Origin of the sequence: Cecembia calidifontis (assembly GCF_004216715.1) — a bacterium.
Taxonomy (GTDB): domain Bacteria; phylum Bacteroidota; class Bacteroidia; order Cytophagales; family Cyclobacteriaceae; genus Cecembia_A; species Cecembia_A calidifontis.
Genome location: NZ_SGXG01000001.1, coordinates 3679062 through 3703433, shown reverse-complemented (window position 1 = coordinate 3703433; position 24372 = coordinate 3679062). Strand labels below are relative to the sequence as shown.

Sequence of the window (24372 nt, the reverse complement as noted above, 5' to 3'; positions counted from 1 at the left end):
AAACTTTATTCATTTTCCTCACTTGTACAGGACGGGAAATCTGGTTTCACTCCTAACTATTCCTTTTATTTTTCTATATGTTCAGACGATTATACTCAATAGGAAAGTTAAACCAATAGACCTGCTACATCTGCTACCTGCTTTACTTTTTTTTATTGATTTTTTGCCTGTTTTTATATTGAATCACCAAGAAAAGCTGAAACTGATTGAATCAGAAATTTCAGATCCTGTTTTATTTACACAATACAGGCAATCCAGGTTTTTTTCCTTTGATTTTTATACCTCGTTCCGTACCATCCTATTGATCATCTATTGGATAGCATCTATAACCTTGGTTTTCAAATACCAACATAAAATAAAGAAAACCTTCCATGATTTTGGAAAAAGTTGGTTCATCTGGATCAAGATTTTTTTAGGATTTGAATTATTGTTGTTTTTGCCATTCCTCATTTTTTCAAGGTCAGCTGAGCCCCTTTTGGGTTTTGAACTACTTCATTTCTTTACAGCCGTATTGGCTTTTGGAGCTGGCTTGAGTTTATTGTTTTTTCCCAGAATACTTTATGGTCTTAATGTAGAAAAATACATCGAGCAGAAAACCAAAGAAAAAACAGACACAAAAGATTTTTTGACTCAGGAGAAGATTTTAGAAATAGAAACCAAATTAAAAGCTGTATTGGATCAAGAAAAAAAATTTTTGAAGAGAGGATATTCTATCCACAATCTTGCCTTGGATACAGGGATACCAGGTTATTTGTTGACCTTATTTATCAACCATCATTTAGATTGTAGTTTTTCAGATTTTATCAATCAAAAAAGAGTTGAAGAAGCTTGCCTATTTATTGATTCAGGAAAATATGACCACCTATCCATCCATGGATTGGCAGAGATGGCAGGATTCAACAACAGGAATTCATTTACCCAGGCTTTTCAAAAATTTAAAAATATATCACCTTCCTTGTACATCAGGTCTGCAAAGGTAAAAAACCTAAGTAAATCTCGCCAAGATTAAATAATTCTTGGCTTTATGGACATCTCTAAGTTTGTTAGGGGGGCTGTAATTGGGGAAATTTGTAGTTAAATAGAATTCACAAATTTATCCACTATGAAAACAACAGTCAAATTCTTAACAATACCCGCAATGGCAATCCTGCTTTTTGCGTTGACCAATTGTTCAGAAAAGGAGGCGGGAACATTTCCTACTGACGAAAACTTAAAAGTAAGCGACCATTTTGATCCCAAGGGAAAGGGTCCCTCTAAGTATACTTTAGAAGTATGGGAAAACCGGAAGAAAACGCTTCCTTTTTCCGATGTCCGAGATTATGAAGAACAAAAAAAGGGATTTATTGCCGCACCATCTTACAGACAGATAAAAAATGCTGATGGCAGAGTGGTCTGGGATATTGGGCGCTATGATTTTCTCCTTCAAAACCAAGAGTTTAAATCTATCCATCCATCTCTCCAAAGGATTGCAACCCTCAATATGGGTTACGGGCTTTACAAGGTATCGGATGGTATCTATCAGGTACGTGGATTTGATCTGTCTAATATGACCTTAATTGAAGGTAAGACGGGATGGATACTCGTAGATGTATTGACTACTCGTGAAACTGCAGCCGCAGCTTTGAAATTTGCCAATGAGCAACTGGGCGAGCGCCCAGTTAGAGCAGTTATTTATTCCCATCCCCATGCAGACCATTTTGGAGGGGTAAGGGCAGTAATTAATGAAGAGGATGTAATTTCAGGCAAAGTGAAAGTGATTGCACCGGCAGGCTTTATGGATTTTGCAGTTTCTGAAAACGTGATTGCAGGGAATGCCATGAACAGAAGGCTTTTTTATCAGTACGGTGTGCTGCTACCTGTTAGTCCTTATGGACACGTAGATCAAGCCTTATCCAAAAATGTGTCAAGTGGTTTGTTAGGCTTAATTGCTCCTACGCTTTACATTTCCAAACCTGTGGAAGAGCATACAGTAGACGGGGTACGGATGATATTCCAAAACACGCCTAATACAGAAGCTCCTGTGGAAATGAATACCTATTTTCCGGATAAGAAAGCGCTATGGATGGCAGAAAATGTAACAGCTACCATACACAATATTTATACGCTAAGAGGAGCACTTGTTCGGGATCCTTTGCAATGGTCTAAGAAAATTTCTGAAGCCTTGTACTTATTTGGCCAAGAAGCAGAAGTAATGTTTGCCTCGCACCATTGGCCAAGATGGGGTAATGATAGGGTGCAGGAAGTGTTAAGAACACAAAGAGATGCCTATGCCCACATCCACAACACGGTGATGCATCTTGCTAACAAAGGTGTAACTGTAAACGAAATCCACAACGTGTATAAAGTTCCCGAAAGTTTACAACAGCAATGGGCTGCCCGAGCCTATCATGGATCTGTAGAGCACAATAGTAGGGCCGTTATTAACAGGTACCTGGGGTACTGGGATGCCAATCCGGCTACCTTGATGCCTTTACCTGAGAGGGAATCAGCCCCACTTTTTGTTGATATGATGGGAGGCTCAGGACCAATCATTAAAAAAGGAAAAGCACTTTTCGCTGAAGGTAAATACAGGCTCGCTGGGGAGCTTCTGAATAAACTCATTTTTGCTGAACCCAATAATCAGGAAGCGAAGGAACTTTTGGCAGATTGTTATGAGCAGATCGGTTACCAACAGGAAAGTACGAGCTTGAGGAATAGTTTTTTGGCAGGAGCTTATGAATTGAGGAATGGAATTCCCGGCGGAGAATCTCCAAAATCGGTTACTCCTGATATTATCCGCTCCATGTCTACTGGTATTTGGTTGGACTTCCTTGGAATTAAGCTGAACAGTGACAAAGCCAAGGACATCAAATTCAAAATGAACCTGATAACTCCAGACAATAATGAAAAATTCCTTATCGAACTGAGTAATGCTACTTTAAGCAATGTTCAGGGCTTTACTGCCAAAAATGCAGACCTCTCACTGACCCTGAATCGTTCTGATCTTAATTTGGTCATGATGGGAGTTAAAACATTTGAGGAATTGGTAGGAGAGGGAAAAGTCAAAATTGAGGGAGATATCAGCATTTTGAAACAATTGGTCGGAATGATGGATGAATTTGATCTGACTTTTGAGATTCTTCCGGGAACCAAAAAGGATAAATTCCAGGCTTCCCAAAAAGACCTGAAATTGGATGCGCCAGCTTATATCGAAGACTAATTGTAGAATTTATTCAATTAGTTGAATCCATAAATGATAATGTAAACCAATCACTAAAGTGAATTTATATGGATTCATTTCCGTGATTGGTTTCTTAAAGCTATCCATCAATGCTTGCCATGATTTATCAAATGCGGGCAAGTAATCAGAAAAGCTGGAATCCAATTTCAGTACTTTCGATAATTAAAAATTATTCTACCCCAAGAAAATCATGAAAAAGATCTTATGTGTCATATGGGTATTTTGTTTACTGTTTTTTTCACCATTTAACTTGATGGCCCAAGAAGAAAAGGGCAAAGTTGAAGAAGAGGGAAAAAAGGATGCAAAAAAAATGGATATTAACATTTTGCCGGTGGTTGCTGCAAACCCAACTGTTGGTGTTTTGTTCGGGGTATTGCCGGGACTTAATTGGAATATGGGAAATGGGGCCGATACCAGAAATTCTACTGCATTGATTGGGGTTTATTATACTACACTTAATCAACTGTTTACATCCGTACGCGCCAATGCATTTACCAAAGAGGACAAATTTAACCTCTTGACTGATATCCGTTTCAACCTCAACGCCCAGCCAACATATGGTCTTGGTTCGGTATTGGATCAAAGTACCCTGGTTGGAGGAAGTGAAATTCCTTCAGATAATCCCTATCCTCCTATTCAGAAGCAGGAAATGATGTCTTTCAACAATTTCCGCTTTTATCAAACCGTACAGAAAAGGCATAAGCAGACCAATCTGTTCTATGGTATAGGTTACCATTTGGATATCTTCTGGAATATTGATGACAAGCAGCTGGATCTTGGAACAGAGCCCCAAAGGATTACCCATCATTATCGATACCAAACACTAAAAGGAATAGGTACTGAAAAATATTCCCAGTCGGGACTTTCTGCCAATGCTACATTTGATAGTAGGGATAATGTGGTTAATCCCTATGAAGGACAGTTGGCAGCGATTTCCCAGCGGGGATTTCCGGAGTTTTTGGGCAGTACCACTAACGCTTCCCAATTGTGGATGGAATACCGCACCTATATCAATCTTGATGAGTCCCGACCAAGGAACCTACTAGCTTTTTGGACCTATGGATGGTTTGTCACCAGTGGCACATCACCTTATTTGGCTTTGCCCGCCATAGGTTGGGATATGTTTGCCCGTTCGGGAAGGCCATATACCCAGGGAAGGATAAGAGGGGAGGACCTTATGTATGCAGAAGCAGAATGGAGGTTTCCATTGCAGAGAGATAAAGATAAATGGGGAGGAGTTCTTTTCCTGAATACCTCCACGGCAAGCAGCAGAACCGAAAACATCAATATTTTTGAGAATTTTGTTTTCGGTTATGGTGGCGGATTGAGATTCATGATCAATGAGAAGAAAAGGGTTAATTTAGGTCTTGATTATGGTTTTGGGGCCAATGGAGCCCAAGGGTTGTTTGTGAACCTGAATGAATATTTTTAGGAAATCAGAATATTATCGAAAATAGATAAGAATTAGATTGATTAAAGGGAAAAGGGTGAAAAACAGTCTCAAGTCTAGGTACATTGAGTTTTGTTGGATTTCTTTGTCAAAGCGGATCAACAATCCTGCAGCAGCTATGAAAATCCAAATCCGGAAAATTATCGTTAAGAAATCAGACTGGAGACTGGTTTTTCTATTTTTTGTTTTGTTTTTGGCCATCCATCCTATAAAGGCCCAATTTGCCAAACCACAGTGGTGGTTTACCTACAACCATATTGGAAGGTTTGACGACAGATGGAGTTACGGATTCGACCTCAACTACCGGACAACCGGACTTATTCCCCTGAATTCCAGTCTGACTGCAGCGAGGTTAGGTATGAATTACCATACCAAGACTGGCTTTAGGATTACAGGAGGATATGCCTGGTTCGGAACTTTCGTTCCAACCAAAGACCGTATCTGGCTCCATGAAAACAGGATCTATGAACAAATCCAATATAACCATACGCTTGGAAAAGTCAATTTAGTGCACCGTATCCGTGTAGAACAAAGGTGGAGGCAGCAGTTTACCAATGAAAACCTGGACGAGACCATCTCCACTTTTACAAATAGATACCGCTACTTAATCCAATTCGACGGACCTATCACCGAATATCCTGAAAATAAGACTTCCTTACGATGGCAGTTGGCCAATGAGTTTTTTATCCACAACAAAGAAGAAGTCGGTTATATGCTTTTCGACCAAAACAGGACCCTGGCCGGAGTGCTGATTTCTCCTTCTGGAAGCCTAAGTCTTGCGGTTTTGTACCAACTAATTGTCCAGCAGCAGCCCTTTTTAAGGGAAACCTTTTTGATCAATTCCTTCCGAATCACACTTTTCCATACATTGGATTTTAGGAAAAGAAAAAAAACAATTCAAATAGAAGAAATTTCAGTGATTGATTAAAACACTTGGCTAGATGTCCAAAATCCTGTTTCTTTACTTTGATAAGTCGATTGCAAAAAAGTAAAGTTCGTGATGAAAAGTTTTTTTCTGTTATTTTTAGCTCTCTTTTTTTTGCCATTCCCAGGAAATGGACAGGCCCAATTCAGGACGGAATCCTGGTGGGGCCTGATGACTTCTGGTCAAATTGGAGAACGTTGGTCCTTATGGTTGGATTCCCACTATGTTCCTGAAATTTTTCTGATTGTCCGATCCGGAATTACTTATCATACGCCCAGTGATAAATTAAACTTTACAGCGGGTTATGCCCATCTGGGTTTGACTACTCCTTTTTCAGAAGGTAAGCTTATGCGTCCTGAAAGAAGGCCTTGGGGCCAGATTATTTTCAGGGTTCCTGGAGCTACAAGATATGGGGTAAGCTTTAGATTCAGGTATGATGCCAGGTTCCGTAATCAGTTTGACAATGAAACGCTTCTGGATGGCTTTGATTTAAACCATCGCTTCAGGTTTAATTCTGCCATCCGCTATAATGTCGGAAGAGTAGAGTCCTTACAATCTAATTTTTCAGTCAGTATGGTCAATGAAACCTTACTGACGAGCGGGCCTGCTTTTGTAGATATTCCATTTGAACACCGGATTTTTTTTCTAGCTGGTATGCAAAGGGGTACCGCCACACTTTCTCCCGGATATCACCTGCGGTTTCAAAGTACAGCATCAGGGCAGGTCAGGGTACTTCAGGGTTTTGTCCTTTGGATCAACCTGAATTACCGTTTTAAAGACTTTAAAAGACATTTCCTACGGGAGTTTCCAGCTGATAAAATTTAGGAAACTGTTAAAGGTATTGTTTCAGAACCCCTTCTTCCAGCATTTTCTCCAATACTACTGTGGAGAAGTCGGAAGCAAACTTTTCCAGGGAATCAGGATTAAGTGTTTTGGACTGTGCGGACCAAATCAGCAACTCTGTTTTCGCATCGTACAAATTGATCTCGATGATGTATTCGTTGTCATTTACGATATATCCTGGACTTGCCATCATGGGGTAATGATATACCCAATATCCCCAGTAAGTCCCCCTTCTTCCCCAGCCCCAGCCTCCAAGTACCATGGGGTTATACACCATTGTTCCGGGAATATACCTTTCCTCACTGTGCTTTTCCAGCAAAGTCATGGTTAGGATGGCATCGAATCCATTTTGAGAAATGATTTCCCTTATGGCCTCTTTGTCTATTTCCTTGCTCTCCCAAAAAGTGGGCTTTATCCTTTCTGAGCTGGTTTCAGAGGAAATATTCAATTTTGCCAATTTCTTTTTGAAATCATTTTCGACAACTTGTCTCGTCTGCATATTATCAATGACTGCAGCGATAAAAATACTCCTATAGCCTTCCGGATTTTTATCCGGGCTGGTCCAGGAACCTGTGATTTTTGTAGATGGGGCACATCCCAATAGAATCAGGAGCGCAAATAAATAGGGCAAGTTTTTCATGATTTGCTGGTTTTCTAATGTTCCTTTAATTTACAGTTTTGAAAAAAAACAATCAATTTTTTTACCCAAAATAAAAAGTTTAGGTTGCCAAATTGGATAAGCTTCAAATTTCGGGTTTTTTTTAACCTCTTCTTTTGCCTAAATTTCAAACTTCAAACCGATTTAGCGGATTAGGAAATGGATAAAAACGAACATGCAGCATCCTCACAAAGACCTTCAGAGGTGCTCGATGAAGATGCAAGAACAGGCCTTAGTGTGGAAGCATTAAAAAAGGCGATATTAAACAACCTTTTTTATGTTCAGGGAAAATACCCTGAAATAGCAACAAGGAATGATTATTACATGTCCCTTGCTTATGCTGTAAGGGATCGTCTGCTTCAAAGATGGGTAGCTTCTGTGAAGCAATATTTAGAGGGAAGGCACCGGATAGTTTCTTATTTGTCTGCAGAATATCTCTTGGGGCCACACCTGGCCAATAACCTGATTAATCTTGGAATATTTAAGGAAGTAGAGCAGGCTACCCAGGAACTGGGGATCAATTTGCAGTGGTTGCTGGATAAGGAAGTTGAGCCAGGCCTGGGAAATGGGGGGCTTGGTCGCTTGGCTGCCTGTTATATGGACTCCTTGGCAGCGCTTGAAGTTCCTGCCATAGGCTATGGTATTAGGTATCAGTTTGGGATTTTCGAGCAGGAAATCAGAGATGGCTGGCAAGTTGAAGACACGGATAATTGGCTCAGAAGGGGCAATCCCTGGGAAATTGCCAGGAGGGAACTGAATTATGAAGTCAAGTTGGGCGGATATGTCCAACATTATATGGACAGAGATGGAAAATTCCGCAGCAATTGGATACCTGAACTGACGGTAAAGGGTGTGGCTTACGATACGCCTATCGTAGGATATAAGGTCAATACTACCAATACCTTAAGACTCTGGAAGTCAGAAGCACCAAAATCCTTTGATTTTCAGTCCTTCAATTCCGGGGATTATAACAATGCAGTCAACCAAAAGATCATCTGCGAAAATATCAGTAAGGTGCTTTATCCGAATGATGAGACATTGAGCGGTAAAATTCTAAGGTTGCAGCAGCAATACTTTTTTGTATCCTGTTCCCTTCAGGATATGATTGGTATTCATCTGAGACAAGGGGAAAAGATAGAAGACTTCAATGTGACTTTTGCCGTACAGTTGAATGATACCCATCCTGCTATTGCCATTGCGGAGATGATGCGGCTTTTGGTGGATGAATATGATCTGGAATGGGTGGATGCCTGGAGGGTGACCACCAGGTCATTTGCTTATACCAATCATACGCTTTTGCCTGAAGCCTTGGAAACCTGGGATTTGGAATTATTCGGCTCAGTTCTCCCAAGGCATCTTGAACTTATTTATGAAATCAACCGTAGATTTTTGGACGAGGTTACGATCAAAGTGTACGGCAACCATAATAAAATCAATAGTCTTTCTATCATTGGGGAGGGGCCTAGGAAATATATTAAAATGGCAAATCTGGCCTGTGCCGGCAGCTTTGCCATCAATGGAGTGGCCGCACTACATACAGAGCTGCTAAAAAGTACCGTTTTAAAAGATTGGTATGCCCTGTACCCTGAAAAATTCAGTAATAAGACCAATGGAGTCACTCCAAGGAGATGGTTGGTTTTGAGTAATCCGAAATTGACCTCATTGATTTCCGGTAAAATTGGTGAATCCTGGATCAAACATTTAGAGGAACTCAAACGATTGGAAGCCTTTGCCGATGATCCTGAATTCCAGAAGGCTTGGATGGATGTTAAGTATGAGATGAAAAAGACCCTCGCCAAAAAAATTCTGAACAGGACAGGTATCAAAGTCAATCCAGATTCCCTCTTTGATGTTCATGTAAAAAGAATTCATGAATACAAGAGGCAACATCTCAATATTCTCCATGTGATCGCTTTATATAATAGGATCAAAAAGAATCCAAGTCTGGAAATTGTTCCCCGCACGTTCATTTTTGCAGGTAAGGCGGCACCAGGTTACAGGATGGCAAAGCTGATTATCAAACTCATCAATTCTGTAGGGGAAATTGTCAATAATGATCCTGACGTGATGGATAGGTTAAAGGTGGTCTTTTTTCCAAACTATAATGTCAGCAATGCTCAGGTAATTTATCCGGCCGCAGACCTTTCCGTTCAGATTTCTACCGCAGGCAAAGAAGCCTCAGGAACCGGTAATATGAAATTGTCTATGAACGGCGCCATAACCATAGGGACCTTAGATGGCGCCAATGTGGAAATCAGGGAAGCAGTAGGAGAGGAGAATTTCTTCTTATTTGGACTGACTGCAGAAGAAGTTGCGAAAAAGAAAAATGAAGGATATAATCCTTACAGCTACTACCTGGAGAATGAGGAATTGAAACTCGCTATTGACCAAATTGCATCCGGATATTTTTCCCATTTGGACGATAAGATATTTAAAGACCTGGTAGATAACTTGCTTTACCATGATCCATTCTTGGTTTTGGCAGATTTTGCCTCCTATGTAGCCAGTCAGGAACAGGCTGCGGAAGCCTTTAAAGACAAGAAATCCTGGGCAAAAATGTCCATATTGAATACTGCCAGAATGGGTAAGTTTTCAAGTGACAGGAGCATCAGGGAATACTGTGATGAAATCTGGAAAGTAAAATCTGTACCTGTACATCTCAATGGAAAATACTGAACTGGATTTTTTCTCGGGTTTTGAAGGGAAATTTTGGTAAATTAAAACTTCAAATTCACCTCCTTAATGAAAGCCTGGTTGTTGAAAGCAGTCTCTGATCTTACCAAAGTCAAAACCCCCTTGACTTTGGAGGATTTTACTGTCTCAGACCCAAAGGAAAATCAGGTTTTGATCAAGGTTTTCTGCTGTGGTATATGTCACACGGAGTTGGATGAAATTGAAGGCAGGACGCCACCTCCCTTTTTTCCTGTTATTCCCGGCCATCAGGTAATTGGCATTGTTGAAAAAGTGGGAGAAAAAGTTTCCATTTTAAAAGAAGGAGAAAGGGTAGGGGTAGCTTGGATTTTTTCCGCTTGTGGACATTGTGAATATTGCGAAAAAGGACTGGAAAATTTATGCCCTGATTTTAAGGCAACAGGAAGGGATGCTAATGGAGGCTATGCAGAATACATGCTTGTTGACGAGAAGTTTGCATTCCCGATCCCCCAAGATTTAAGCGATTTTGAAGCGGCTCCATTATTATGCGCGGGGGCGATAGGGTATAGGTCTTTAAAACTCACAGGACTGAGTGATGGGCAGGCGCTGGGCTTGACGGGCTTTGGTTCTTCGGGACATCTTGTCCTTAAAATGGCCAAATTTCTTTTTCCAAATTCACCCATTTTTGTTTTCGCAAGGAGCATAGAAGAGCAGCAGTTTTCATTGCGTTTGGGTGCTGATTGGGCAGGAGACATCGACGAGGTACCCCCTAAAAAATTACTCGCCATTATAGATACTACCCCGGTTTGGAGAACAGTAATAGGTTCTTTGCATCATTTAAATCCCGCTGGAAGGCTGGTCATCAATGCCATCAGAAAAGAATCACAGGATATGCAGTTCCTTTTGAATTTAAATTATCCCGATCATCTGTGGATGGAAAAAGAAATCAAGTCTGTGGCCAACATTACTAGGTTGGATGTAGAAGAATTCTTACAACTTGCCGCCAAGGTCCCCATAAGACCTCAAGTCGAGGTATATCCCTTTGAAAAAGCCAATGAGGCCTTAGTTGAACTCAAACGAGGGCATATCAAGGGGGCAAAAGTGTTAGATTGCCTCCATTGATATCTGTGGTTTTTAACTTATAAGTTTTTTTAAAATAGATCCAGGATAGTATAATGATTGTCTTTGAAGGAAAACTTATCACCTTTTTTCTTTCCTTTCATTTCCTGGTACAATGGACTTTGTGTGGATAAACCAAAGACCTTGATTCCATCCACTTCAAATTCTTCAATACTTGCCGATACGAAAAAGATCCTGTTTTCAGTCACGACCACTGAACCTAATGTCACTTGGTCATGGATATCCTCAATACTGGGGAGCATATTGTTCAAAAGCGTCATCTCCTCGTTGGCAAATGCAACTTGGTCTCCAATGGCATTTGCCTTTTGAACCTGTTCGGTATTGAAACTTTGTTGGGAAAGATCCATTTCCTCTTCATTCACTAATCCTTCACCTCCCAGCAATTCTTTGATACTTTTTTTGAAATCGTCGATGACGGATTGGTGTTTTCGGATACCTGCTTCGAGAAGTTTTTTCTTGAAAGGTGCATGCTGTACCTGAAATATTTTCCTGTTCATAAATAGTTTATTTAGGTTGACTAAGAAGTTTATTTGTTTTGATTTTCTTTTTTTGATTTCTCCCAATCTTTCAAAAATTGAATAGCATCTTCATCTCTCAAATTGAAAAACTCCTCATAAACTTGGGATACTGCATGGTAATCATAGGGAATTTCCAGAATAATGACATCATCTACCAAGGTTTTAAGCTTTTTAGCCATTTCTCTGCTTGATACAGGTGCTCCTACTACAATTTTTTGTGCTTCATTGTTTTTACAAAGCATAATCGTGGCCATCAGTGTTGCCCCTGTGGCGATACCATCATCCACAAGGATAACTGTCCTGCCTTTCATTTCCGGAAGAGGCTTTCCATTTCTGAATCTTTGGATTCTACTTTTTATCTCTTCCTCTTGCTCTTTTTTAATTTGTGCAAGCTCTTCTTCGGATACCTCGGAACTGGCATAAGGTGATAAATAAATACTGCCATCTTCTGCAATTGCCCCTATGGCATACTCTGGATTTTGGGGATGCCCCAATTTCCTGCTTATAACAAGCCCCATGTCGCCTTCCAGTTCTCTTGCAACATAATAGGCAGTCTCTGCCCCACCACGAGGAATGCCCAAGACAAGCGCATTGATTCCTTTATATTTTTCAAGTGCTTTGCCCAGTTGGATAGCCGCATCTTTTCTGTTTTTGAACATCCCTTTCAATGATTAATTGTAAATGGCGCCTTTAATTTGTTGTTTTTATCCTTTGCTTTTTTTGATTTGATTTTAGCCTTGCATATTTCAAGAACCAATTTCCCGCCAATTCTGCAACCTGTTCTAGGCAACCTGGCTCTTCGAAAAGATGAGTAGCCCCTGGGACAATTTCTAATTTTTTAGGTACTTGAAGTAAATCAAGTGCCCTTCTATTTATTTCTAATATATCGTTATCATATTCTCCAACAATCAAGAGGGAAGGCGCCTCAACTTCAGGAAGGTACTCATATGAAAGGTCTAATCTCCCCCCTCTTGAGACAATAGCAGCTATATGTCTGGGAATTAAAGTAGAAGCTATCATCGCTGATGCCGCTCCCGTACTTCCGCCGAAATAGCAAAAGGGCAAACTTTTTGTATAAGGTATTTTTAGCAAGTGTCTGCTTACTTTTTCCAACCTTTCAGTCAGCAAGGGAATATTGAATCTTAAGGTAGAATCCATAGCTTCCTCTCTGGTCAAAAGATCGAAAAGAAAGGTCCCTAAATTCAACTTCTTGAGATACTGGGCTACAAAGTTGTTCCTTGGGCTAAATCTTCCACTGCCGCTACCATGTGAAAAGATGACTATTCCCTGGCAGTGATCGGGAATGATCAACTCACCTTCCACATGAATGTGGTCTAATTTAATTTTCAGCAGTTCTTTTATCATGTTGTGTTCTATTAAACCCGAAAAAATGAAAAATAAAGTATCTAAATATACTTAATTGGGCTAAAAAAAAATATGATTTAGGTCAGTATTTTTAACAATAGTTTTAACTCAAAATTAAGCATAAGATTTAAAAAAGTGTCTATATAATGCAAAAAACAGAACAGAAGATACTTTGGTAAAAATGTGTTTTTTGGCATTATAAAAAGTTTTTTTGTAAATTTTTATTAAATAAAAGAAATATTATTACATTTATACCATATTTTTCTATTCCGGCTTAGCTTGAAACTTGTGCAAAAAGTTAAAATGATTTTATCGGTCTTTTTTCAAAATTGGAAGCAACTTACCAATCAACCTCACAAAAAATCGAAAGTTTTGGGCAAGGGAGTTATTTGGGACAAACATTTTTACAAAAAAAACTGCTCTTCCGACTCAAACTTTAGGATAAAGTGGCACTTTTTTCATTCTTCCATTTTTGCATTGAATGTTTCTTTTTTAGGGAAGCTTTGTTTTTTGATCAGCATTTTGATTTGCGGACTTGGTGTGGAATCAAATGCTCAAATCCAACCGCCAAGTATCATTTCAGGGGTAACATTCGAATGGGATGGACCTCAGCCAACAACCACTTCACCAGCTAATTTGGTATCAATTACCGTTGACGGGAAGGTTTTCAACAGGTTTGCCGCTCCATCAAGATATGAACTGTCCAGACTTGGGCCAAACGGCCATAACCAAAATAGGATTGTTGAAAACGGTGTAATCATTGAATCAGCAAGCAATACCCCAACCTGGAATTCGAATGCTTTAGCGGCTTTTTCAAGTCCGAACATGAATTTTATTTTTGAATCCGATGGAAATGGAAGAAACATTTGTTCAGACTTTGATCAAGCTTTAACGACAGATGCTCAGGTCCAATCAATTTTCTATGATAATTTACAAGTCGTAAATCAAGATGGAATAATTGCAATATCAACTAGAAATGCTAATAGTTGCATTTATATTGAGGTTTTGGGTGCTGAGACTTTTGGTGGACCTGAAATCGTTTTAAGTAGATTTTTTGCAAGACCCGGTCCATCAATAGTTGGTCCCGTCTTTGGTCAGCCTGCTGTAGGTGCGGATTATTGGAGGTCAGGTAGGGTCAATGCTAACAATGGTAATATCGGGATTGCACTTTTTAGGTTAAATGAAGTGGCACCCCTTGGTTCATATATTACAGGGATAAGGTATATAGGAGCCAATGTGAACCACGGTGATGGTAAGGTTTTTTTAATAAGGTCGGAATCCGCTGATTTAAGTGTAGTGAAGACGGTAAATAATTTGACACCTGATTATGGTGATGAAATTGATTTTTCAATCAAAGCCATAAACAACGGTTTATTAAATGCCAATGGGATACAAGTTACGGACTTATTGCCTTCTGGATTCAATTTTATAAGTGCTTCCACATCTAGGGGAACTTACAATAACACCACAGGAATCTGGAACATAGGATCTCTGAATTATGGTGATGTCGAAACCTTAGTTATAAGGGCTCGGGTAAATACAACCGGTGATTATACCAATCTAGCTCAGATATCATCAGGCCCTAACGATCCAAACTTGGAAAATAATATTTCCAAAGTTAAGGTGAGGCCAAGGAACATTGTAGTGGCCAATAACCTTACAGTTTCTACTGTGGCAAATAATCCTGATGCGGGCAATGCATTAGATAATGATCTTTTCAATGGCAATCCGATCCTACCGCGGGAAGTAAATATAAGATCGGTTAGTCCATCCAATCCACTTGTAACTATCGATGTAGATAATGGAACAATTACGGTAGGCAATGTGCCTAGCGGTCTCTATACGATAATCTATACCATTTGTGAGGCCGAAACTGATCCTGAAAATACCAATTGCTCAACTGCTACAGTTACTGTGCTGGTTTCTAACGAGCTTGTTGCCAGTGATGATTCGCTAATTAGTTCAGCCAATAACAATAACATTGGAAATATTTTTGAAGATAATGGAAATGGACCAGATGTTTTAAATGGTGAAACAGTTACCATTTTAAATGTTTCTATCCGAAACGTAATTGCTTCCAACCCCTTGGTTACTGTAGATGTTGCTACAGGAAATATAATGGTCGGGGACGTGCCGGTCGGAACCTACCAGATTGAATACACCATTTGCGAGACGGGAACAGATCCAGCGGAATCCAACTGCTCCACAGCTACTGTAACCGTGGAAGTCCGTAACCTCATTGTGGCCAATGATGACCTGGTCACCACCTCAGCCAATAATCCCAATGCGGGCAATGTACTTGAAGACAACGGCAATGGAGCGGATACCTTCAACGGCACGGAATTGACCGCTGGTCAGGTGAGTATTTCAGTTGTCAGCACTTCCAACCCACTGGTAACCTTGGACACTGCCACCGGAAATATTTCCGTGGGGAACGTTGTCAGCGGCAGCTACACTATTGACTACACCATCTGCGAGACGGGAACAAATCCTGCAGGTTCTAATTGTTCAACTGCCACGGTAACCGTGGAAGTCCGTAACCTCATTGTTGCCAATGATGACCTGGTCACCACCTCAGCCAATAATCCCAATGCGGGCAATGTACTTGAAGACAACGGCAATGGAGCAGATACCTTCAACGGCACGGAATTGACCGCTGGTCAGGTGAGTGTTTCAGTTGTCAGCACTTCCAACCCACTGGTAACCTTGGACACTGCCACCGGAAATATTTCCGTGGGGAACGTTGTCAGCGGCAGCTACACTATTGACTACACCATCTGCGAGACGGGAACAAATCCTGCAGGTTCTAATTGTTCAACTGCCACGGTAACCGTGGAAGTCCGTAACCTCATTGTTGCCAATGATGACCTGCTCACCACAGCAGCCAATAATCCCAATGCGGGCAATGTACTGGAAGACAACGGCAATGGAGCGGATACTTTCAACGGCAAGGAATTGACCGCTAGTCAGGTGAGCGTTTTAGTTGTCAGCACTTCCAACCCACTGGTAACCTTGGACACTGCCACCGGAAATATTTCCGTGGGGAATGTTGGCAGCGGCAGCTACACTATTGACTACACCATCTGCGAGACGGGAACAAATCCTGCAGGTTCTAATTGTTCAACTGCCACGGTAACCGTGGAAGTCCATAACCTCATCGTGGCCAATGATGACCTGGTCACCACGGCAGCCAATAATCCCAATGCGGGCAATGTACTGAAAGGCAACGGCAACGGAGCGGATACCTTCAACGGCACGGAATTGACCGATGGTCAGGTGAGCGTTTCAGTTGTCAGCACTTCCAACCCATTGGTAACCTTGGACACTGCCACCGGAAATATTTCCGTGGGGAACGTTGTCAGCGGCAGCTACACCATTGACTACACCATTTGCGAGACGGGAACAGATCCAGCGGAATCCAACTGCTCCACAGCTACTGTAACCGTGGAAGTCCGTAACCTCATCGTGGCCAATGATGACTTGGTCACCACGGCAGCCAATAATCCCAATGCTGGCAATGTACTGGAAGACAACGGCAATGGAGCGGATACCTTCAACGGTAAGGGATTGACCGCTGGTCAGGTGAGTATTTCAGTTGTCAGCACATCCCATCCACTGGTAACCTTGGACACTGCCACCGGAAATATTGTGGTCGGGGAAGTTGGTGGTGGAACCTTTGAAGTGGCTTATAGCATTTGCGAGATTGGTTCCAATCCTGTGAACTGTAAATCTGCAGTAGTAACCGTGATTGTCGAAATTGAAGACATAAAAATTGAAGCTAATGATGATATAGTCCAAGATGTCCGAGGAAAAAGTGGGGCAGTTAATATTATCAATATTTTAGACAACGACTTATTAAATGGAGAGGCTATAAATTTATCGGATGTCATTATTTCCGTTAGTGGTAATCAGGTTTTAAACCCCATTCCTTTTACTAACTCCAATAGTTTACCGGAATCCAATGTCGTTTTAAATCCGGATGGAAGTGTAAATGTTGCAGCCGATACAGAACCAGACACTTATGTTTTGGATTATTCCATTTGTTCTTCTTCAGATCCCAGTATTTGTGATACAGCTACAATAAGGGTTATTGTCCAGGTTTCTTCCATTATTGCTAATGATGACAATTATGGACCTTTAAATGGAATTTTAGGTGCAACTTTTGGAAATGTTATTGAAAATGATTCCATAAACGGAATACCGGTGAATCTTTCTGATGTCATTTTAAGCTGGTTAAGTGGTAGCCCAGAATTGACTTTAAATGAGGATGGTTCCATTACATTAGCATCCAATACCCCTTCCGGAGAATACATTCTCCTCTATAATCTCTGTGAAGCAAGGGATCCAAATAACTGTGTTACTGCTATTGTAAAGGTTGTTGTCATTGGAGAGGTTGACCTCTCTATAGAAAAGACATCCAATGGTATTGAAGTTTGGGGATCAGAAGTATTTGAATATTTAATTACTGTTTCAAATATTGGCCTGGCTGATGCAACCAATGTTACGATTGAAGACCTCCTACCAGAAGGAATTGACTTTGAATCGCAGGAAGTAAAAAGTTCAATATCTTCTCTGGAAATAAATTTCGAACAACAAGGGAATAAGCTGATATGGACGCTTCCTGTACTTCCTGTAAATGTTAATGTTGACATAAGGCTGAATGTTTTGGCACAAAATATTGAAGGAACAAAGCCTTTTGTTGTAATCAACAATGCGACTGTAAAAGGAGAGGAGCTAGAAACTAATCTCAACAACAATAGTGCAACTGATATCAATGCGATTAACCCTTTCTTTATTCCTAACGTGTTTACACCCAATGGCAACGGGGTTAATGATACTTTTGAAATTGTTGGTATCAATAAGTTTGTGAAAAATGATTTGGTGATTTTCAACAGGTTTGGTGACGAGATATTCCATGCTGAGAATTACCGTAATAATTGGGATGCCTCTGGACTGGTTGCCGGGACATACTTTTACGTGTTGCGAGGTGTCGACAGGTTTGGCGTAAACCAGGAATTTAAAGGTTGGATACAGGTGGTCAAAAAATAACGTGTCAGATTATGAAAAAGCTTTTTAAAAAATATTTAACCTTTTTGGGGCTGACTTTGACACCTTTATTTTCCCAGTCTCAGCAACTCCCTCAATTTAGCCAATACATGTTCAACGGTTTGCACATCAATCCGGGATATGCAGGATACAAAAACCAGGGATATGTGCAGAGTACTTTCCGTAATCAGTGGATCAACCTCCCGGGAGCCCCACAAACTTTTTCTTTGACAGCGGATTTTAGCGCCAATGGGGGCTTGATGGGATTTGGTGTTTCCCTGTTAAATGACCAGATAGGGCCTACCAGAACCACCTCGGCTCTTTTGACATATGCCCATAGGGTGAGGACAGGGGAAGATAGTTATTTAAGCCTCGGTTTGAGTGCAGGAACGAATCAATATGTCCTTGACGGCAGTAACCTTTTACCAGTAGATCCTTTGGATCCCGATATTAACTTTGAAAACCAGTCTTTGTTTACACCAAATATGAATACGGGACTGTTTTTTCATTCTCCGTATTTTTATGCAGGTATCAGTGCCTTTAATTTAATTGGAAGAAAGGCTTTAGACCGAGAGGATATTGCACTTTCTTTACATGACATTCATTATTTTTTCACGGCAGGAGCTATGCTTCCCATCAATGATGTGGTGAGTCTTAAACCAAGCATTTTGGTAAGAGAGGTAAGAGGGGCTCCCATAAGTTATGATTTGAATACCATGTTGCTTTTCTTTGAACGCTTATGGTTGGGAGCGAGTTATCGTTCAAACCTGCGATTTGGCAGTGAAAATCCTGAAGGTAACCTGAACAAGAGAAATGCTTTGGCTCTCATAGTAGAGGTATTTGTTACGGAAGATCTAAGGTTTGGTTATGCTTATGACCAAAACCTTAATACGCTCCAAAACCTGAGAAATGATTCCCATGAATTTTCGATAGGGTATTATATCAGCAAAAAGAGATCTAGAATCACAAATCCAAGATGGTTTTAAGAATTGCAGTTTATTCTGAAGCTGTTTAATCTTTAATATTTGATCTTCTTTTAAATTTTGAAACAACCTCAACACCTGGTTCAGGTGATTTATTTATTATTTCAGTTTTAGTTTGAACAGTCTTTTCTCCTTCCGGTTTTCGGTTTTGATGTTTGGGCCTGTTTTTTTTATTGTTTTTTCCCTTCTTGGGTTTAGGAGAGGACTTCTTCTCTTCATTGTAGGTCAAACCTTGATCAAATCCTTCCGGTAAAGGGATTTTTGGAATTTCTAAACCAATTAGTGATTCAATCCTTCTGAATTTATTTCTATCCTTTTCATTGACAAAAGTGATCGCTTCCCCTTTACTATCGGCACGTGCCGTTCTACCTACCCGGTGCACATAATCTTCCGGGTCATTTGGGGTATCAAAATTGATGACCAATTCTATGCCCACCACATCAATCCCTCTTGAGATAATATCCGTCCCAATGAGAATCTTAAGAGATTTATTCTTGAACCTGGACATAATATCTTCTCTCTCTGCCTGTTCAAGATCAGAGTGGAAGGATTCCACCTCAAATGATTTTTTTAAGACTTTGTAAAGGCTTTTTACCTTCTCTTTGGTCGAGGTAAAGATGATTACCGCTTCATAATTTTTTTGAGAAAGGATATGCTTTACAAGGTCTTCCTTTTGGTGGTCATAGACCAGATAAGCCGATTGACTGACGCCTTCTGCAGTTTTGCCTATAGCGAGGCTTATTTCTTCAGGTTCGTGTAAGAGCTTTTTAGAAAATTGACGGATTTTTGGAGGCATAGTAGCAGAGAATAGGATAGTCTGCCGCTTTTTTGGTAAGTAATTGACTATTTTCAGGATATCATCTGAAAAACCCATGTCCAGCATCCGGTCAGCTTCATCCAAGATAAGATGTTGGATTTTGTCAAAGTTGATTTTTCCGCTGGAAAGTAATGCGATCAACCTTCCAGGGGTGGCTACAATGATTTCTGTTCCTGTCTCCAGTGCTTTTCTTTGTTGCTCCCAAACAATTCCGTCCCCACCTCCATACACAGGAATGGAGCTTATTCCTAAAAAGTAAGAAAAGCCTTGAATTTGTTGGTCAATCTGAATGGTTAATTCCCTGGTAGGGGCCAAAATCAAAGTATTTAGGCCGGATATTCCAGATTTGGCAATTTTATTGAGTATCGGAAGAATAAAAGCTGCAGTTTTTCCTGTCCCCGTCTGTGCACAGGCAATGATATCTTTGCCCTTCATGATAATGGGAATGGCAGACTCTTGAATAGGGGTGGGTTTTTCAAATCCCATGGCGTCCAACCCTTCTTTAAGGGCAGGTTCGAAATTAAATTGATTGAAATCCAATTTTTTAAATTTTTTGTTTGATTGCCAATTGGTTAAATGATCCAATTAAAATTGCAAAAGACGATGGATTTTTGTGCTTTTGCGATTAGTTAACCTTTTGGACAGTTGTATAATCTTTATTCCATAAATATACGCAATTGTGACCATAACAATATACATGGGGACAATTAAAGATAAGATCTCGGGAAACCGGACTTCCCAAGTTTTGGTGTTTAATTGATTGAAATTTTATCGGAATCTTTTATTGATTTCAACAAAAAACAAAGAAAATGCTTTTATTTGGAAAGGGCTTATACTTGTTATGGGTAAAATAAAAATTCTCCTGCTATTAGGTTTATTGATCTGTTCAATGAGTTTATCCGCTCAGGATAGGTATACCATTACGGGCATTATCAAGGATGGTCTAAATGATCAATACATCAAGGGGGCTATAATCACCATCAGAGAAACCGCATTTTCAGCTGTTTCCAAAGAAGGGGGGGCTTTTTTAATCGAAAATGTTTATCCCGACCGTTTTGTCATCAATATAAATATCTCGGGTTATCAAGCCTATCAGGCCCAGATAAATTTAAAATCTGACTTAAATTTGGGTACCATTACTTTGTTTCCCATGGGTTATGAAAACCCGGATGACATGGCTTTACAGAAAACTATCCGCGCGACTAATATTGCAGAATTGTTTTCCAAGAGACCTAATTTTATTGGAGGAAATCAAGTGTTTGGAATTCCTCCCGAACCCAAACGTCTCATAGGAAATTATTATTTGGATCCAAAGTGGAATAAGGCTTCGATTCTACTATACAAGGATATGGAAGTAGTAGAGGGATATTTTGTCCGTTACAACATCAGCTCCAATAATTTCGAAATGAGGGATGGTGGATCGGATCAGGTCAGCATAATTCCAGGATTTAGAGTTCAGAATATTGTATGGGTTGATAGTGAGCACAATATCCCGCGATACTTTGTCAATGGAATGGATTTTAAGTTAGAAGGATCCCCCATTTCAGGTTTTTTTGAGGTTTTGGTAGAAGGGCAAATGCCTTTGTTGAGAAGAACAGAGGCTGTAATCAAACCTTCCAATTACAATCAGGCATTGATGATAGGGGAAAGAAATGATCAGATTATCAAAAGGAATGTTTATTACTACCTCAAGGACAAGGAAATAATTCTAATTCCTAAAGAAAAACGTAAATTCTACAAAATATTTGGAGAATATGCCGCTGAAATTGAACAATTCGTCAAAGACAATGCAGTCAATATCCGCCAACCCTCTGGATACTTTACCATCTTCACACAGTACAACAGTAAGTTTGAAGGTTTTGAGTCCCTGATCCCAAAATTGATAGATAATTGATATATGAAAAGAGTAATTCTGATAATGTTTTTAGGGTTAATGCTCAATGAATCATTTGGCCAAAATACCCAAAAACCTCCTTTACATGGCAAACATTGGATGGCCATTACCGGAAAGCCTCTTGGGGCAACCGCGGGAGCCATGATTTTTGCGCAAGGTGGAAATGCTGTGGATGCTTCCTGTGCCATGTTGGCAGCCGTGTGTACCATGTGGGATGTATTGAGTTGGGGAGGGGAAACCCAAGCCCTGATTTACAATCCCAATACCAAACAAGTTATAGCCATTAATGCAATGGGAATTTCCCCAACGGGGGCTACCGTAGATTTCTTTAAAGAAAAAAACATGCAGTATCCACCGGAGTTCGGTCCTTTGGCGGCTACTACTCCAGGTACTCCTGGTGGTTTGATGACCATGTTGGCTGAATTTGGTACCATGAGTTTGGAACAGGTGTTGGCGCCGGCCATGGAAATGGCCAAAGGATATCCAATTGAGGCACAAACTGCCAATATGATAGAAAGCCGTAAGGATTTGATTAAGGAATGGCCTTATTCCAAAAAAGTCTTCCTTCCTCACCTGGGACAGGAACGGGAAGCTCCTCATGCCGGGGAAATATTTGTTCAAGAAGACCTTTATCAGACCTTAAAAAAATTGGTGGATACTGAAAAAGAAGCCTTAGCTCAAGGAAAAACCAGAAAAGAGGCCATATATGCAGCTTATGATAGATTTTATAAAGGGGATATAGCAGAGGAAATTGTCAGGGGAACCCGCGAACAGGGCGGACTATTTACCCTGGAGGATCTGGCAAAGTGGAAAGTCAAAATAGAAGAGCCATTAAGTACAAATTATAAAGGGATAGAGGTTTACAAGCTTCAAGAATGGACCCAAGGTCCTGTTTTGCTGCAAACCCTGAATATCCTGGAGAATTTTGACCTGAAGTCAATGGGATATAATTCTGCGAATTATATCAATACGGTATACCAGGCAATGAACCTTGCTTTCGCGGATAGGGATTTTTACTACGGTGATCCGGATTTTAACCCTAAAAGCCCTATGAAGGGCCTGCTTTCTAAAGCATATGCAAAACAAAGGGCAAAACTCATCGGTGAAAAAAATGACCCGGAGATTGGTCCGGGAGATCCTTATCCCTTTCAAAACGGTAAAAATCCATATTTACATTTACTAGTGAAGAGGAAAAATGCATTGGCTTATTATCAACCCGAACTTCCAATTCAGGGACCTGAAGATCCTTTCCTGAAGCAGTTCCAATCAGGAACAACTTCTATTCAGGCTGCCGATAAGGATGGTTGGGTGGTTTCTGTAACTCCCTCAGGTGGTTGGATTCCGGCTGTCATAGCTGGCAATACGGGTATTGGTTTAAGCCAAAGGATGCAAAGTTTTGTTTTGGATGAAACCCTGAATCCATTCAATGTCTTAGAGCCCGGAAAGAGACCTAGGGTTACACTTACTCCCAGTATGGCATTGAAAGACGGAAAGCCGTTTCTTTCCTTTGCCGTCCAAGGTGGGGACACCCAAGATCAGGACTTGTTGCAGTTATTCTTAAACATTGTTGAATTTGGAATGACTGTGCAGGAAGCCACTGAGGCAGCCAATATCCACAGCTACCAGATGCAGTCTTCATTCGGTGCGCATGAATCCAAACCTGGTTCGATAACCTTAAACACATCTGTTCCTTCTTGGGTTAGGAAAGACCTTGAAAAAAGAGGGTATAAAATGAATTTTTTGGAAAGGACTTCCGGTCCATTGAACGCCATCTGGTTTGATTGGAAGCACAACAGCTTCTGGGGCGGTTCAAGTAATCATGGAGAAGATTACGGCATTGCTTGGTAAAAAATCAAAAGAGGCTGTCGTTTTCGACAGCCTCTTTTGATTTTATCGGATTGCATTTTCCAATGTGGCCAGATAAACCCATTTTTGGTCCCGTGATTTTAATCCCTTCTCAACAGCAACCCTTTGTTCTGCTGTGGATTCCATATCCTCATATTCCTGAGCATTGAAAAACTGCACATAGTCTTTGTAGATGTTCATGGTAAGATGGGTGGATTTGGCCTCACTGCCAAAAGGAAGCGCAGTCCTCAATAAACTCCAATGTCCCATCAAACCTTTTTCAATCCTGTTTTGATGGATGGGCAGAAACACTTCCCTTTCTGCTTTTTCATATTCCTGAAACTTTCCTTCTACTGCCTTCATTAGGTCAAAAGAAGCCAGTGTACCTTTTTTGAACTGAAAATTATCATTCGAATAGGCTATTTCCTGCATATAGGCCCTTTGTGCCAGGTCCATACAATTGTAGGCCGAGTTGAGCTTTTCTCGGACCTGTTTTTCTGTCAGGTGGGGATGGGCAATCATTCCATAGCGGACAAGATCTTCTTCACTAAATCCGTTCATCATGGAAACTGGATCTTTATAGTAGGTAATGGTGATGTATTGGAATTCACTGGGATCTGCCCCTGACTGTAATGACCAAAAATCCCATCCCGAAATCTTTTTGTCATTAACTGCTCCCTGGTATAGCTTTTCCATGAATTCTTTGTATTCAATAAAATCATAAGTCTGATTGGACTCCACCTTGATAAACTCAAATACCAGATACCTGGACTGTTGGCCGTATGTAATGGCTGCCGCCATTAATAATCCAGCGAAGGTTATTAGTAACTTTTTCATAGGGGTTGTTATTAGTGATAAGAAATTCCAATATGAAACTGTTAAAATTTACAAATAAAATTTCAAAAAGTATAATTTTAAGACTTTAAAATGAGTGTTAATTTTTATTTTGATAATGAATGCTCTAAAAAGAATACGGTTCCTGAAGTTGGCTTGCTGTAAAAATTACCTTTGATAAA

Annotated in this window: 17 protein-coding genes; 11 read left to right on the top strand and 6 right to left on the bottom strand. The window is 40.4% G+C overall.

Annotated elements, in window-relative coordinates; genetic code table 11:
• Positions 1–178 precede the first annotated feature (178 nt).
• From BC751_RS15850 to BC751_RS15830, 5 genes are all read left to right on the top strand, one after another.
• Positions 179–1009, top strand: coding sequence for a helix-turn-helix domain-containing protein (locus BC751_RS15850; protein WP_242617501.1), 831 nt, complete (start codon positions 179–181; stop codon positions 1007–1009).
• Positions 1010–1138: 129 nt separating this feature from the next.
• Positions 1139–3199: an alkyl/aryl-sulfatase gene (locus BC751_RS15845; protein ID WP_207226908.1), complete on the top strand. Its 2061-nt coding sequence runs from the start codon at positions 1139–1141 to the stop codon at positions 3197–3199.
• Positions 3200–3410: 211 nt separating this feature from the next.
• Positions 3411–4652, top strand: a complete 1242-nt coding sequence (locus BC751_RS15840) for a BamA/TamA family outer membrane protein (protein WP_130276508.1) — start codon at positions 3411–3413, stop codon at positions 4650–4652.
• 136 nt (positions 4653–4788) lie between these two features.
• Complete coding sequence (locus BC751_RS15835) at positions 4789–5598, top strand: DUF2490 domain-containing protein (protein ID WP_207226907.1); 810 nt, start codon at positions 4789–4791, stop codon at positions 5596–5598.
• A gap of 111 nt (positions 5599–5709) precedes the next feature.
• Entirely contained in the window at positions 5710–6420 is a 711-nt protein-coding gene (locus BC751_RS15830; RefSeq protein WP_242617500.1) for a DUF2490 domain-containing protein, read from the top strand.
• 7 nt (positions 6421–6427) lie between these two features.
• On the opposite strand, the gene BC751_RS15825 is transcribed toward BC751_RS15830, so the two are convergent.
• Positions 6428–7078: a hypothetical protein gene (locus BC751_RS15825; protein ID WP_242617499.1), complete on the bottom strand. Its 651-nt coding sequence runs from the start codon at positions 7076–7078 to the stop codon at positions 6428–6430.
• A 177-nt stretch (positions 7079–7255) separates the two neighbouring features.
• Here BC751_RS15825 and BC751_RS15820 point away from each other — a divergent pair, with 177 nt between their 5' ends.
• Together BC751_RS15820 and BC751_RS15815 are read left to right on the top strand one after the other, a co-directional pair.
• A complete protein-coding gene (locus tag BC751_RS15820) occupies positions 7256–9772 on the top strand; it encodes a glycogen/starch/alpha-glucan phosphorylase (RefSeq protein WP_130276504.1) in 2517 nt (838 codons plus the stop codon).
• A 66-nt stretch (positions 9773–9838) separates the two neighbouring features.
• Positions 9839–10870 (top strand): zinc-dependent alcohol dehydrogenase family protein, encoded by a 1032-nt coding sequence (locus tag BC751_RS15815; protein WP_130276503.1) that lies wholly within the window; start codon positions 9839–9841, stop codon positions 10868–10870.
• 29 nt (positions 10871–10899) lie between these two features.
• Here BC751_RS15815 and BC751_RS15810 read toward each other — a convergent pair whose 3' ends face one another.
• From BC751_RS15810 to BC751_RS15800, 3 genes are read right to left on the bottom strand one after another with little or no spacing between them, the layout of a single operon-like run.
• Entirely contained in the window at positions 10900–11385 is a 486-nt protein-coding gene (locus tag BC751_RS15810; protein WP_130276502.1) for a hypothetical protein, read from the bottom strand.
• Between the two features lie 29 nt (positions 11386–11414).
• Complete coding sequence (locus BC751_RS15805) at positions 11415–12065, bottom strand: phosphoribosyltransferase (RefSeq protein WP_130276501.1); 651 nt, start codon at positions 12063–12065, stop codon at positions 11415–11417.
• Between the two features lie 31 nt (positions 12066–12096).
• Positions 12097–12771, bottom strand: a complete 675-nt coding sequence (locus BC751_RS15800; protein WP_130276500.1) for a dienelactone hydrolase family protein — start codon at positions 12769–12771, stop codon at positions 12097–12099.
• Positions 12772–13407: 636 nt separating this feature from the next.
• On the opposite strand from BC751_RS15800, the gene BC751_RS15795 reads away from it, so the two are divergent.
• Together BC751_RS15795 and BC751_RS15790 are read left to right on the top strand one after the other, a co-directional pair.
• Positions 13408–17820, top strand: a complete 4413-nt coding sequence (locus BC751_RS15795; RefSeq protein WP_165389851.1) for a T9SS type B sorting domain-containing protein — start codon at positions 13408–13410, stop codon at positions 17818–17820.
• Between the two features lie 11 nt (positions 17821–17831).
• A complete protein-coding gene (locus BC751_RS15790) occupies positions 17832–18803 on the top strand; it encodes a PorP/SprF family type IX secretion system membrane protein (protein ID WP_130276498.1) in 972 nt (323 codons plus the stop codon).
• A gap of 25 nt (positions 18804–18828) precedes the next feature.
• Here the strand turns inward: BC751_RS15790 and BC751_RS15785 are convergent, their stop codons facing one another.
• A complete protein-coding gene (locus tag BC751_RS15785; protein WP_165389850.1) occupies positions 18829–20157 on the bottom strand; it encodes a DEAD/DEAH box helicase in 1329 nt (442 codons plus the stop codon).
• 349 nt (positions 20158–20506) lie between these two features.
• Here BC751_RS15785 and BC751_RS15780 point away from each other — a divergent pair, with 349 nt between their 5' ends.
• A complete protein-coding gene (locus BC751_RS15780; protein WP_242617498.1) occupies positions 20507–21511 on the top strand; it encodes a carboxypeptidase-like regulatory domain-containing protein in 1005 nt (334 codons plus the stop codon).
• A 3-nt stretch (positions 21512–21514) separates the two neighbouring features.
• A complete protein-coding gene (locus BC751_RS15775; RefSeq protein ID WP_130276496.1) occupies positions 21515–23359 on the top strand; it encodes a gamma-glutamyltransferase family protein in 1845 nt (614 codons plus the stop codon).
• Between the two features lie 42 nt (positions 23360–23401).
• Here the strand turns inward: BC751_RS15775 and BC751_RS15770 are convergent, their stop codons facing one another.
• Positions 23402–24193 (bottom strand): hypothetical protein, encoded by a 792-nt coding sequence (locus BC751_RS15770; protein WP_130276495.1) that lies wholly within the window; start codon positions 24191–24193, stop codon positions 23402–23404.
• Positions 24194–24372 lie beyond the last annotated feature (179 nt).

Excerpts from the sequence above, each read along its gene's own strand:
- BC751_RS15845 (WP_207226908.1), top strand. The coding sequence starts at position 1,139 with ATGGCAATCCTGCTTTTTGCGTTGACCAATTGTTCAGAAAAGGAGGCG.
- BC751_RS15840 (WP_130276508.1), top strand. The coding sequence starts at position 3,411 with ATGAAAAAGATCTTATGTGTCATATGGGTATTTTGTTTACTGTTTTTT.
- BC751_RS15835 (WP_207226907.1), top strand. The coding sequence starts at position 4,789 with ATGAAAATCCAAATCCGGAAAATTATCGTTAAGAAATCAGACTGGAGA.
- BC751_RS15825 (WP_242617499.1), bottom strand. The coding sequence starts at position 7,078 with ATGAAAAACTTGCCCTATTTATTTGCGCTCCTGATTCTATTGGGATGT.
- BC751_RS15820 (WP_130276504.1), top strand. The coding sequence starts at position 7,256 with ATGGATAAAAACGAACATGCAGCATCCTCACAAAGACCTTCAGAGGTG.
- BC751_RS15815 (WP_130276503.1), top strand. The coding sequence starts at position 9,839 with ATGAAAGCCTGGTTGTTGAAAGCAGTCTCTGATCTTACCAAAGTCAAA.
- BC751_RS15810 (WP_130276502.1), bottom strand. The coding sequence starts at position 11,385 with ATGAACAGGAAAATATTTCAGGTACAGCATGCACCTTTCAAGAAAAAA.
- BC751_RS15805 (WP_130276501.1), bottom strand. The coding sequence starts at position 12,065 with ATGTTCAAAAACAGAAAAGATGCGGCTATCCAACTGGGCAAAGCACTT.
- BC751_RS15800 (WP_130276500.1), bottom strand. The coding sequence starts at position 12,771 with ATGATAAAAGAACTGCTGAAAATTAAATTAGACCACATTCATGTGGAA.
- BC751_RS15790 (WP_130276498.1), top strand. The coding sequence starts at position 17,832 with ATGAAAAAGCTTTTTAAAAAATATTTAACCTTTTTGGGGCTGACTTTG.
- BC751_RS15780 (WP_242617498.1), top strand. The coding sequence starts at position 20,507 with ATGAGTTTATCCGCTCAGGATAGGTATACCATTACGGGCATTATCAAG.
- BC751_RS15775 (WP_130276496.1), top strand. The coding sequence starts at position 21,515 with ATGAAAAGAGTAATTCTGATAATGTTTTTAGGGTTAATGCTCAATGAA.
- BC751_RS15770 (WP_130276495.1), bottom strand. The coding sequence starts at position 24,193 with ATGAAAAAGTTACTAATAACCTTCGCTGGATTATTAATGGCGGCAGCC.